Genomic DNA, 12970 nt, shown 5'->3' with positions numbered 1-12970 from the left:
CCGCGCCTTCCTTCGGGAGCGGGCGGCGGGAGAGGCTGGCGCTGTGACGCCCCGGCTTCCGACCAGTCCAGCGATGACCAGCGGCAGGCCAATTCCGCTCCCCGATCGAGTACGGAGCGTCGGAGCCAACGCCCTACGCAGTGACGCATGTCCATGTATTGACAGCCCTTGCAACACGCTTGTAATCTCTCCGCAAATTTCAGCTCGGCTTGCAATATTGCGTCAGTCGAGCCCTCCCCGCCGCAGCATCACCACGGTTCCCCCCGACCCCCGTCAGGAGTTCCGATGCATCGACGTAGCCGCCGCTCGGCGGTCCTCGCCCTCGGCGTGATCGCCAGCCTGCTCGTCCCGGCCGTTGTGGCGGCGCCCCCGGCCGCCGCGGCCCCGTCCGGCAGCAAGAAGGTCATCGCCAACCTGTTCGAGTGGAACTGGCCCTCGGTGGCCAGCGAGTGCACGAACGTCCTCGGCCCGAAGGGGTACGGCTACGTCCAGGTCTCCCCGCCCCAGGAACACGTCCGGGGCAACCAGTGGTGGGTGGCGTACCAGCCGGTCAGCTACCGCATCGAGTCGCGCAAGGGCACCCGGGCGCAGTTCCAGTCCATGGTGAACACCTGCCACGCCGCCGGGGTGAAGGTGATCGTGGACGCCGTCGTCAACCACATGTCCGGGCAGGACGCCGGCGGAACCGGCTGGGCCGGCTCGTCGTACGGCCACTACGACTACCCGGGGATCTACCAGACGCAGGACTTCCACCACTGCGGGCGCAACGGCGGCGACGACATCGTCAACTACAACGACCGGTACGAGGTGCAGAACTGCGAGCTGGTCAACCTGTCGGACCTGAAAACCGAGTCGGAGTACGTCCGGTCGAAGCTCGCCGGATACCTGAACGACCTGCTCTCCCTCGGCGTGGACGGGTTCCGGCTGGACGCGAGCAAGCACATGCCGGCCGCCGACATCGCCGCCATCAAGAGCAAGCTCTCCCGCTCGGCGTACCTCGTGCAGGAGGTCATCCACGGCGCGGGTGAGCCGATCCAGCCGCCGGAGTACACCGGCAACGGCGACGTGCACGAGTTCCGCTACGGCAAGGACCTCGCCCGGGTGTTCCGCAGCGAGAAGCTGGCGTACCTGAAGAACTTCGGCGAGGGGTGGGGCCACCTGCCGGGCGGCGCGGCGGCGGTCTTCGTGGACAACCACGACACCCAGCGCGAGGGTGGCGTGCTGACCTACCGCGACGGCGGGATCTACGCGCTGGCCAACGCCTTCATGCTGGCCTGGCCGTACGGCTCGCCGACGGTGATGTCCAGCTACACCTTCAGCAACCGGGAGGCCGGCCCGCCCTCGGACGGCGGCAACAAGACCTTGAACACCACCTGCTACTCCGGCTGGGAGTGCGAGCACCGCTGGCGGGTGGTGGCCAACATGGTCGCGTTCAACAACGCCGCCCAGGGCGCGGGCGTCGCCAACTGGTACGACAACGGCAACAACCACATCGCGTTCAGCCGCAGCGGCAAGGGCTACCTGACGGTCAACGACGAGGACGGCGCGATCAACGGGCGCTCCTACTACGCCGGGCTGCCCGCCGGCCGGTACTGCGACGTCATCCACGGCGACTTCTCGGGCGGGGCGTGCAGCGGCCCGGTGATCACCGTGGACGCGGGCGGCTGGTTCGCCGCGAGCGTCCCGGCCCACGACGCGGTAGCCATCCACGTCGGCGCCAAGCTGAGCTGAGCTGAGCCGAGCCGAAGGGAGGGCCCTCTCCGGGCGCATTTCGCACAGGAGGGGGCCCAACCTTGGACAGGTGGTTACAGTGCTTTTGTGCTTTTTGCCCGATTGACCTCGCGGTGGGTGCTCGGTTGGCTGGCCACCGCGCTCGGCGTACCGCTGTTGTTGGCCGCCGCGCTGCTCGCCGGCCAGGCGCTGACCCCCGACCCGGTCCGCCCCGCGCCCCCGCCCGCCGCCGCCCCCACCGGGGACGCCGCGCCCAGCGACGCCGCCGTCCCCACCGACGAGCCGGTCCCGGCGGCGGCCCCCGCACCCGCCACCCTGCCGGTCGTCGACTACGACCCGGCGCCCACCGGCTTCCCGGCCGACCCCCGCCCGCTGGACGCCACCCCGCTCACCGAGGGGTTACGGCCGAGCCGGAACGTCGCCGCCTACGACGCCCCCGGCGGCCGGCCGCTGGCCTTCCTCGCCCCCACCATCAACGGCGTCAGGCTGACCGTGCCGATCGCCGAACGCCGGACCGGCTGGACGGCGGTGCTGTTGCCCTCGGCCAACCGGCGGCTCGCCTGGCTGCCGCCCGGCGACGACCGTAGCGTCGTGCCGCTGCGCGACCAGATCGTGGTGGAGCGCCGGCAGCACCGGCTCACCTGGTACCGGGACGGCCGGACGATGAAGTCGTGGCCGGTCAGCCTCGGCATGCCGGGCCAGTCCACCCCGCTCGGCCGCACCTTCGTCCTCGGCCGCACGCCCCCGCCCGAGGCGGTGTACGGCGGCGTGGACGTCTACGCCCTCGGCGCGGTCCCCGACGACCCGGACGCCGTCCCGGCCGGGCTGCGCGGCGCGCACATCGGCGTGCACAGTTGGCACAACGACGACACCCTCGGCGAGAACGTCACCAACGGCTGCATCCGGCTGACCCGCAGCGCTCAGCGCCAACTCCTCGCCGAGGTCCCGCCCGGCACCGGCGTACTGGTGGTCGACGCCCTGCCCACTCCCCCGACCGCCTGACGTCTTCAGGAGCCCCGCCGACAGCCGCCCAGCAGTCAGCCGCTGAGCCACCACCTGTGGATGATCCACAGGAGTACGCCGGCCCGAACCATCCGGGTATCCGCGTGACGCCGTCCAGCCGGGAACTGAAGCAGTGAGATCAGGTCAGGTCTTCACGAATCGGGTCGGCTCGGTGAGCACCGCCGCTGCTCCGCCGGGGTCGGCCAGGCGGGCAGCGAGCGTAGTCGCAGCCAGGCGCTTCGGCAGGGCGGCGCTGAACTTCAGGCCAGCGAGTGCCTTCTCGTTGACTTCCGGTAGACAGAGCCGGTCAGCGGCGTCGGCCGTGAGCGCCCTCCAAGCAGCCGGCGACAGGTCCTCCCGGAGCCGAATGCTGCAGTCGTCGAATCGTCCGACCGGATCGACCACCTCGCCCAACGTAGAAGTCAGGGTCGCGTTTGCTCGAAATCCCGCCCAGGTCCACCACCGCAGGTCACCCTTGCTTTCCCGCACGACGAGAGTGCCGCCCGGGTGTACGAGGTGCATCATTTCGGACCGTTCCCGCGCCAGCCGTTCGACCGCACGGCGGGTCAGCTTCACGGGTGGGTCTGCCCCGAGCAGCACCTCACGTACTGCCCGCACCATTTCGAAGCCGAGGTACGCCCATCCGCTGCCGGGCCAACGCGCCCGCCCACCGCCGTCAGCAGGCTCGACGAAACACCGCCGCCGGCGCCAGTCGATGTACGTGACCCGCCAACTCCGGCCTGCCAGCAGGAGCCGGCGCTCGCCAAGGACCTTCTCTGTGAGGAGACTCGGGTCGATCCGGCCCAACTCGTCACGCCCGAGCAGAACGATGAACTCCGGTGGCCCGGTGAACACCGCCGTCATCTCCATGAAGTGACGCCGTCCGAAGTGCTGCTCCGCCGCCGGCCCGATGAACAGCATCCCCTCGTCCTGGTCGAGATAGCCGTGCTCGACCAGGTGACGGACGATCGGCCAAGCGCTCTCGTCGAACGGGGCCAGCCCGTTCCATGCCCGGACCCACTCGTGGTCGCCGACGCGGTGCTCTTGGAGGCAGAGCGCGAGCATCTGCTGGGCAATGATGTGTCGGGGCTCGGGCGGCGGGGTCACCCGCTCCACCCAGCCTCGTGACCAGAGCACGAGCAGTGCCGCCGCCTCGGCCAGCGCCTCCCCGCCCAGCGTCAGGAAGAGGCAGTTCCGGATGCCACCCGGGCGCCGGCCAGTCCGGCCGAGTCGTTGCAGGAATGAGGCCACCGTGGCCGGGGTGTCGATCTGGATCACCCGGTCCAGGTCCCCGACGTCGATACCCAGTTCCAGCGTGCTGGTCGACACGATCACGCAGTCCCGGGCCTCGCTGAATGCCTGCTCCGCGTGCCGCCGTTCGTCACCGGACAGCGACGCGTGGGAGAGGAACGTCCGCACCCCCTTCGCGCGCAGCAGTTGCCCAAGTTCTTCGACGGTCTGCCGGGACTCGCAGAAGACCAGCCGCTTCTCCCCCGCGTGCAGGCCGGCAATCACCGTCGCCGCGTTGGCCAACGAGCCGACGTAGTCCAGCTCGATATCGCCCGGTGGCGGGAGACAGGCCACCGCGCTCACGTCGGGAGCCACCACCCGGGCCGGCCGGCTACTCACGCCCGACGCCTGCAGCCAGGTGAGCAGTTCGTCGGGATTGCCGACGGTGGCGGAGAGTCCGATCCGTTGCAGGGGCCTGCCCGCCACCCGGGTCAGCCGTTCCAGCACAGCCAACAGATGCCAGCCACGGTCGTCCCCGGCGAAGGCGTGCACCTCGTCGACGACGACGGCGTGCAGCCCCGCGAAGAAGAGGTGATGGTCGACCTTCGTGCTGACCAGCATGGATTCCAACGACTCGGGGGTGGTGAGCAGGATGTCGGGTCGCTCGTGGAGCACGGCCCGCCGGCGGGAGGCGCTGACGTCGCCGTGCCACACCGCCGCGCGCCGTCCGAGCCAACCGGCGTACTGCTCGATCCGGGGTTGGAGGTTGTTGAGCAACGCCTTCAGCGGGGCGAGGTACAGCACGGACGTGCCGGTCCACCGCTGTTGCGCCATGCGGGTCAGCAGCGGGAAGAGCGCCGCCTCCGTCTTGCCGCCAGCGGTGGGTGCGAGAAGCAGGGCGTCCTCTCCTGCGCGCACCGGTGCGATCGCGGCCCGCTGCATCGGCCGCAGGTCCCGCCAGCCGAGCGTGTTGACGAGGTGGTGCACCACGACCGGGTCGAGGTCCGGCGGCACCTCAGATCGGCAGTTCGATGTCGTCGGCCGAGGCGGCGGCGTTGCGTTCCACCTCGGTCAACTCGTCGGCCCGCAGGGTCAGTTCGTAGTGGCGGCGCGGGTCCCAGTCGGCGAACTGGTCGACCCGGTCGAAGACGTCCGCCACGAGCTTCTTCAGGTAGACGCGGGGAGCAACCCCGACCTTGCCGCCGAGCGCTCCGGTGACGGCCCGCGCCAGCGTGGCGAGGTACTCGTCGTCGACCCGCGCGTCCACCACCGGGCTCGCGTAGATCGAACGCACCCGCTGGCCGAGCTCCATCAGGGCGTCCGCGGTGAAGCCGGGCAGACGGAGTTGGGCGGCGCGCGGGTTGTCCCAACGCGGGTCGGACCCGAAGTCGGTGGCGAGCCGCTGGGCGAGCGGCGCGAGCCGCTGGGCGCCCTGCGGGCCGTCGAAGAACGCCGGCGTTCCGGTGATCACCAGCAGGAGGCCGGGGAAGCGGTCCGCGTGAACCTCGTCGATGAGTTGGCGGAGGGCGTTGAGCGCCTTGTCCCGCGCGTCGGAGCGCACCCGTTGCAGGGTCTCGACCTCGTCGAGCACCAGCAGCAGCCCCTGGTGACCGCTGTCGCGCAGGACGGTGAGCAACCCGCGCAGGAAGCTCAGTGCGCCGAAGTGGTCGAGGTCGCCCTTGACGCCGGCCGCCCGCCGGGCCGAGGCCGCGACGTGCGGCTGGCCGCCCAGCCAAGCGGCGAGCCCGTCGGCGGTCAGGTGGTCACCGGTGGCGTTGGCGGTTCGGTAGCCGCGCAGCGCCGCCGCGAAGCCGGGGGTGCTGCGGGAGATGTCGCCCAGCCGCCGCTCAAGCAGGTCGGCGACCGCCCGGTCGAGCGCCTCGGCGTCGTCCTCGCTGATCGTCCCCTGCGCGAGGACGTCCTCCTCGAGCGCGAAGATCCAGCCGTCGAGCACGGGCCGGAAGGCGCTCGGCGCGAACTGCTCGGTGCTGAGATGCTCGACCAGCCTGCGGTAGACGGTCTCCATCCGGTGCAGGGGCGTCTCCAGCTCGGAGACCTGCACCTCGGCGGCGGCGAACCTCCGCCGTTTGGCGCGCTCGGCCAGCCATCGGGTGAAGAACGTCTTGCCGGCGCCGTACTCACCCCGGACCGCCTTGAAGACGCTGCCACCGCTGCCGACCCGGTCGAGGTCGTCGTCGAGGGCGGCGGTGAACCGATCCAGCCCGACCGCGAGCGCGTCGAGCCCGTTGCTCGGCACCACTCCGCGACGCAGGGCGTCGATGACATCCCGGCGACGACGGGCGGAGATCTCCGGCGTCACTGGGACTCCAACCCGAACTGCTCGATGAGCAGTGCCCGGTTGAGGTGGACCGTGCGGCCGTCCGGGTCGAGGGTGACCACGGGATAGCCCTCGACCTGGAGCAGCCGGCGCAACGCGGTGACGGTACCGCTGATCCGATGCGCCGGCACACGGGCCCGGGCGGCGAGCGTGTCGAGGGTCGCCCGGTCGCCGCCGGCCAGCAACGTATCCAGCAGCGCCGCGACCCGCTCATCGGTCAGCGGCGTCCGGGGGTCCCGGCGCTGGGCGTAACGCTCGCTGGCGAGCAGGGCCGTCACCAAGCCGGGCGTGGGCGCGACGGGTTCCGGTGCGGCGACGGCCGCGACGTCGAACAGGCTCGCCGGCTGCTGCTCCACCGCCCGACGGAGATGCCGCCGCCCGGACCCACCCGAACGGGGGGGTGGCGTGGGGCTCTCCGTCAACGGCTCCCGCCACCAGTCCGGGCTGGCCACCGGGGCGCCCCCCCACCCGGGTACGGCGTGCTCGTCGCCGGCGGTCAGCACGAGCAACGGGATCACGGCCTCCGCCGGGGCCGCCCCGCCGTGGTAGCCGGCCTTGCGCGGCCCGTACCGGACCTCTTCCCGCCAGGGCAGCACGGCCGAACCGCCGCCGAGCAGCACCCGGCTGCCCGTGACGGCGACCTCGGCTTCGCCGGCCGAGCTGGTCGCCGCGCGCCACCGGTTCTCGCTGCTGGCGCTCGGCAGGGTGACCGCGTCGGGTCCCCGGTCGACGACGTGGCCGTGGTCGGAGACGAGGACGACAACCCGGTCGGCGGCCGAGGCGAGCAGGTCGCCGACGACGGTGATGGTGGTGTCCTTGCCCCAGACCGCGGTGCCCGGGTCGCTGCGGTCGAGCGCGTCGTCGATCGTGTTGACGACGGCGGCGACCAGCGGAACGGTGGGGTTCTCGAGTGCCGCCAGCACGTCCGGGTCGAGCGCCGCGCCGGCTCCGGCCCGCAGGGCCGCCTTGTGTAGCAACCTTCCCGCCGGGAACCGGGCGTTGAAGCTCTTCCGCTCGGCCTGCTGTCCCCCGGCGGCGAGCCGTCCGCTCAGCAGGCTGCACCGGCTCGCCTCGGTCACGGTCGGGAGGGCCGCCAGCACCCCGGTCCGCGGCCCGCCTTCCGGGGTGAGTTCCACCCAGGCGCCGCTGCCGGTGATCGATTCGGCCACTTCGGTGGCGGCGGCGACGCCCATGCCGTCCAGGACGAGTAGGAGCACCCGACGGTCCTGGTCGAGAATCGGTTGGACCACCCGGTCGAGCAGGTCCTCCACGCGCAGCAGCGCCCCCGGCTCGGCCTCGGCGGCGGTCGCCTCGGCGAGCATCGTGGCGAACTGCCGGTCGTGCCGGGACCGCCGGGCGTCGACTGCGCGGTGCAGCAGCCGGTACGCCTCGGCGACCTGCGGATCGGGGTCGCCCGCGAAGATGTCGAGCCGGGCCCGGTCGACCCAGCCGTCCTGCCGGACGTGGCGGTGCAGCGCGTCGAGCAGCGTGGCCGAGGGCGGGCCGTCGGTCGTGCTGAGCCAGCGCAGCAGGCGTACCGCCATCCGGGCGATCTCCACCCGGCGGGGCTCCGCCGCCCGGTGCGCCTCCACCGTGGCGAGCGCTGACTGCGCCCTGGTCACGGCCGCCGGGAGCGCCGACCCGCCGGCGGGCACGGCGAGCCGGACGGCGCCGGCGAAGGCCCGCAGCCGCTGGACGAACCCGCTGGGCAGGACGGCCGATACGCCGAGCAGTTCGGTGATGCCGATCTCGGCGGCGACGACCTCCGCGCGCCGCAGCATCCGCACCGCCTCGTCCCGGCCGTCCCCGCCCGAGTCGAACGTCCGGTAGATCCACGCCTCGGCGGCCTGATGCAGCGCACCGGCCTGCTGGGCGGTGAGCCGGAGCCCGCCGAACCGGGGCTCCAGCCGGGTGCGGCCGACGGCGGCCTCCACCTGGGCGGCCTGCCCGCCGCCTTCCGGCCAGAGCAGTCCGGCCAGCAGCCCGAGCGGAATCACGTCCACGCCGTGACCGGCCCGAACGGCCGCCATGACCGGGACCGCGACGTGGCCGGCGACGGCCGACAGGTACGTCGTGACGCCGTCGGCGACGGCCTTCGGGAGGAGGGTGAACCGCCGCTGCCTGAGGGCGTCGGTGCTCCACTGCACCAGCCCACTGTCATCGATTTCACCCCGCGGCAGGTCGAGCAGTTCGGCGGTGAGGCTGCGTAGGGCGTGGTCGCGGGTGACGATCGCCCCGGGTGGGGCGGGCCAGCCGTCCGGCGGGTAGTGGTCGCTGAGTGCGTCGGCGACCCAGCCCCCCACCTTCACGAGGGTGGGGTCGAGGTCGGCCACCCCGCCGAACATCTGCCGGACCAGGTCCCATGGGTCGATCTTGCGAACCCGCTGTCCGCTCAGGTGGGCGAGGAGCCCGTCGCCCAGCTCGGCGTCCGTCAGCTCGGTCAGCAGCACCAGGCGTTCTCCGTCGGCGCGGTCGTGCAGGGCGGCGCGGGCCGCCAGCGGGGTGGGGCACGGGACCACCCGGACGGCCGTTCCGTCGATCTTGAGCAGCGGCTCGGCCGGCCACTCGGGTCGGGCGGCGAGCGCGATGGCGTCCGCCTGGTCGTCCTTGGCGAGCCAGGCCTCGACCCTGCGCCGGACCGCGTCCGGCTGCGCTACGCCGATCGGCGCGCTCACCAGTCCGCCCTTTCGGAATTGCCGCGACCGGGGGCGGCGGCGCGGGTCACCGCGCCTCCCAGGTGACTGTGACCTGCCGCCCGGCGGCGATCTCGGCCGCGATCTCGGCCGCGACCGTGTCCCAGGTCGCCGCGTCAGCCACCTCACGGCGCTGCGGGGCGACCGGCAGCGTCCCCACTCCGGCCGTGCCACCGCCCTCCGTACCCGGCAACGCGGTCGTGCCGTCGCCGCCCGGCACGGCGGGTGGGCCGTCGCCGGCCGGCACCCGGGCCGGGTCGGGATCGACGGGCTGGCGGGTCGGCGGCACCCCGGCGGGACCTGCCCCGGGCGTCCCGACCACGGGCGGCGTGGCCGGGGGGTCGGTCGGCCGCGGCACCGGTGGATCGGCGGCGAGCAGCGCCGCCGACGCGTCGACGGCCGCCTGGAGGGCGTCGACCAGGTCCTGGCCGTGCTGTTCGTGGCGGGCCACGTCTCGGAGCCGGTCGAGGATCGCCCGCGCCCGCTCGTCGTGGCGGGCTCGGGGCACGATCGCCTGCAGCAGGGACCACTGGTGGGTCCGGGTCAGTGCCTCGCCGATGTTGCCGGCCTGGGCGAGCACCTCGCCGACGGCCTTGTCGTCGATGTCGCCGACGTCGGCGCGGGCGGCGAGTTGGACCAGCACCACGTCGTCGCGTTCGCCGGCCAGGTCTTCCACGAGACGGGCCGCCCGGCGGGCGGTGGCGAGCCGGCCGGTGGTGGCGGACAGGTCCAGGCCCAGCACCTCGGCGTGCGCCTCCAACGCCTGGACGAGGTTGCCGGCCGCCTTCTTCCGCGCAACCGCCGCCGTGCGCAGGGTGCCGGCGAGGTTGCTGAGGTTGGCCGGCGTGCGCCAGACGGGCAGCACCGCGCCGAAGAGTTCTCCGCCGCGCCGGACCGCGTCGGCCCACGCCCGCTCGTCGGGCATCGGCGGGTGCCTCAGCTCCATCCCCTCGTCCCGGATGGCGACCAGGTTGGTCACGTCGGCCTTCCCGCCGAACTGGTACCAGGCGAGCTGCTGCTCCAGCCCGAAGACCGCGATGATCAGGTTCTCCAGCTCCCGGTCGAACCCGAACGCGGCGGGCTCGTCGATGAGCCCGCGCAGCATGGAAACCGGGAACTCGGCCGTGTGGCCCTTGTTCGCGGCGGCCTGGAGAAAATGCTGGCTCCACCGACAGGTGGTGGTGTTCAGCACGTACCGGCCGTCGGCGTACTCGCCGAGGCGCAGGTTGTTGCAGACCCGGCGGAGGATGCGCTGGTCGACGGGGTTGGGCACGCTGACCCCCCGGGCCGAGTCGGCGGCGGCCTGCCGGGCGTACTCCAGGATCTTGGTCAGCTCGCCGCGGGTGACCGGCTTCTCGTCGTCCGGCATGGCCGGGCGTCCGGGGTAGGACCAGGCGAGCAGTTCCCCGGTGAGGTTCCGGAACGCCTCGGCGAGGGTGCCGCCGCGCGGGTCACCGACGTGCAGCCCGTTGGCGAGGGTGTGGAAGACGCCGACGCTGTCGTCCTGCACGTCCGCGCCGAGCGAGGTAGCGGTCCCGTACGCCTGCATGAGCGCGCCGAGCAGCGTGGAGCGGAGCTGGCTCTGGCGCTGCTGGAGGTAGACCCGGCCCTGCTGGCGATCGGCCAGCGGCCAGTCGGCGGCCAGCGAGTTGAGGCGGTCGCCGCTGCCGTTGGCGAGCAGGTAATTAATCTTGGCGAGCTGGGCGACCTTGCCCATCATCTCGTCGGTGAGGTAGAAGGGCAGCCAGAAGACGGTCCGCGAGCCGCGCTCCAGCCTCTCGATGCGGGAGCGGTCGGCGCTGCGCTCGTAACCCAGCGGGTCGAACGGGTAGTCGATAACGATCCGCCACGCCTCGCCGGTGGCGATCAGCGCCGAGACGGGCATGGTGTCCTGGTCGCGAATGTTGCCGAACTTCACCTGGACGGTGTGCCGCCGGCCCCGCCAGTCCCGGAAGTGCAGCAGCTCGCCGAGCTGCCCCTCCGCGCCGACGATCCCCATCTCGGCGGTGACCAGGTCCCGGATGAGGTGCTGCCGCACCCCCGTGGTGTTGGCCTCCTCGTCGGGGACCAGGTCGAGCAGCCTGTCGTAGTCGACGGTGTGCAGTTTGAGCGTGACCACCGGGTCGGGGGTCTTGGTCAGGTGCAGCTCGCCGGCGCCGTCGGCGACCCGGTTGAGCCGGTTGAGCACGATCTGCCGCTCGTAGCCGGGGATCGGCGAGGTGATCGAGCCGAAGTTCAGCGCGTGCAGCTTGGCGGCGGTGAGGTTGTGCAGCGCCGGCACCTCCGGCACCAACGCGCCGAGCAGCACCGTTTTGATCAGCTTGTCGTCGAGCTGGAACTGCTGGTGCCCGGCGGCCTGCTCCTCGCCGATGCCGTTGAGGTTGAGCAGGATCGGCCGCAGTTTCTGGGTGTAGAGGACGCGGGCGGACTGGAAGAGCTGCTTGAGTTTCGGCCGGTCGGGCAGCTCGCCGTGCAGCAACAGCGGGTCGAAGAGCGCGGCCACCCCGATCAGGTCGTTGACCTGGAGGGTGTCCCGGCGGGCGACGAGCAGCTCCGTCATCACCTTCAGTGCAGTACGTTCGCGCTGCAACGCCTGGGAGAGCGCGACGAGGGTCGCCACCAGCGCCGGCGAGAACGGGTAGAGCTTACGGAAGGCGGCGGCATCGGAGCCGATGCCGGCGTCGCCGTACTGCGCGCCGAGCAGGAGGGCGTCCCACACCTCCCGGTTGCCGCGCACGGCGGCGAACGCATTGTCGATCACCGCTCGCCCCTCGACGGTGAGCGGCTTGAGCAGCCGCCCCTCGGTGATCTCGGGCAGGTTGGTGTCGGCGAGGACGATCTCCCCGAACCGGCCCTGCACGCTGCGCATGACGTGCGCCAGGGCCTCCCGCTCGGTGCCGCCGACCTGCGGGCCGAGGAACTCCTCCAGGTTGCGCTGCCGGGCGACGAACGAGATCAGCGGCAGCGGCCGGGTCGCGTCGGCCGACTCGACCAGCTTGTTGAGCTTCGCGCCCTCGCTGTTGACGAAGGTGGGGTCGCTGATCTTCGTGGAGAGCCAGAGGATCAGCTCGTCGAGGAAGAGCACCAGCGCGTCGTACCCGAGGGCCTTGGCGTGGCGGGTGATCACGGCGAGGCCGGTGTCGAGGTCGAGGTACTCCCCGCTGCGGACCGCGCCGGTGAAGAAGGTGCTGGTCAGCGCGCTGACCAGCACGTCGCGCCGCTCGGTCCCCGGGGGTGCGGCCGCGGCGGCGGCGTAGGTGTCCGGCGTCCAGCCGGCGGCCCGCGCCAGGTGGGCGGCGAGGCCGCCGTCGCCAGCCGCCGGGGAGCTGCCGCCGTCGCGCAGCGCGGCGAAGAATGCCTCGTCGCCCATCCGGTCGCGCAGCCGCGCGGCGTCGTCGAGCATCGCGTCCGACCGGTGTACGGCGGGAACGGACGCCTCCGGGTGCAGCGCGGTGATCTGGTTGAGGTACCCCTCCAGGATCGCCTGCTCGACCGAGCGCGCGTCGAGCATGTGGAAGGTGAGGGTGAGCAGTTTCCGGTCCCGCAGCCAGGGGTCGGCGGCGAGGACCGGCTCGGCCAGGTTGCGCACCTCTCGGGCCGCCGGGTTGTGCTGGAGGATCTCCCGCAGCACCGCCATGAAGTGCGACTTGCCGGAGCCGAACGAGCCGTGCAGGAACACCGCCTGGGAGCGGCCGGTGGTGGCGGCGTGGCCGATCTGGCGCAGCGCCGCGGCGAAGCTCTCCCGGAGCTGGTCGGTGACGACGTACCGGCGCAGGTCCGCGCCCTCGGCGGCGCGGACGACGAAGTCACCGTCGCCGACCGAGGCCGGAATGTCGATCACGTCCCGTAGCAGGGTCATCACCGCTCCTCGCACCCGCCGCTCCCCGTCACGCCAGCGTCACCGGCGACCCGCCGATCCTATGTCCGGACGGTCCGGACAGCCTCTGCCGGGCATCCGACGCGTGCCGGCCCGACG

General features: G+C 72.4%; 6 protein-coding genes. 2 read left to right on the top strand and 4 right to left on the bottom strand.

Annotation, left to right across the window (positions count from 1 at the left end; translation table 11 throughout):
- Nucleotides 1-285 precede the first annotated feature (285 nt).
- A complete protein-coding gene (locus OG559_RS19210) occupies nt 286-1731 on the top strand; it encodes an alpha-amylase family protein (RefSeq protein WP_405105611.1) in 1446 nt (481 codons plus the stop codon).
- A gap of 87 nt (nt 1732-1818) precedes the next feature.
- A complete protein-coding gene (locus OG559_RS19205; RefSeq protein ID WP_405105609.1) occupies nt 1819-2733 on the top strand; it encodes a L,D-transpeptidase in 915 nt (304 codons plus the stop codon).
- 144 nt (nt 2734-2877) lie between these two features.
- Here the strand turns inward: OG559_RS19205 and OG559_RS19200 are convergent, their stop codons facing one another.
- Genes OG559_RS19200 through OG559_RS19185 form a run of 4 tightly spaced genes read right to left on the bottom strand, consistent with a single transcriptional unit; the run spans nt 2878 to nt 12853 of the window.
- The gene (locus OG559_RS19200; RefSeq protein WP_405105607.1) at nt 2878-4977 is read right to left on the bottom strand and encodes a DEAD/DEAH box helicase; all 2100 of its coding nucleotides are present in this window, start codon (nt 4975-4977) and stop codon (nt 2878-2880) included.
- A 1-nt stretch (nt 4978) separates the two neighbouring features.
- Nucleotides 4979-6283, bottom strand: coding sequence for a BREX system ATP-binding protein BrxD (gene brxD, locus OG559_RS19195; RefSeq protein WP_405105605.1), 1305 nt, complete (start codon nt 6281-6283; stop codon nt 4979-4981).
- A complete protein-coding gene (gene pglZ, locus OG559_RS19190) occupies nt 6280-8976 on the bottom strand; it encodes a BREX-2 system phosphatase PglZ (protein ID WP_405105603.1) in 2697 nt (898 codons plus the stop codon). The genes brxD and pglZ overlap by 4 nt, the downstream gene beginning before the upstream one ends.
- 46 nt (nt 8977-9022) lie before the next feature.
- Complete coding sequence (locus tag OG559_RS19185) at nt 9023-12853, bottom strand: phage resistance protein (protein ID WP_405105601.1); 3831 nt, start codon at nt 12851-12853, stop codon at nt 9023-9025.
- Between the last annotated feature and the right edge of the window lie 117 nt (nt 12854-12970).

Source organism: Micromonospora sp. NBC_01405, from assembly GCF_045040155.1.
GTDB lineage: Bacteria > Actinomycetota > Actinomycetes > Mycobacteriales > Micromonosporaceae > Micromonospora.
The sequence above is the reverse complement of the archived record's forward strand: the minus strand, read 5'-3'. Positions and strand labels throughout refer to the sequence as shown.

What these genes read in the sequence shown, in the direction of transcription:
- OG559_RS19210 (WP_405105611.1), top strand. Translation starts at nt 286, where the DNA reads ATGCATCGACGTAGCCGCCGCTCGGCGGTCCTCGCCCTCGGCGTGATC.
- OG559_RS19185 (WP_405105601.1), bottom strand. Translation starts at nt 12,853, where the DNA reads ATGACCCTGCTACGGGACGTGATCGACATTCCGGCCTCGGTCGGCGAC.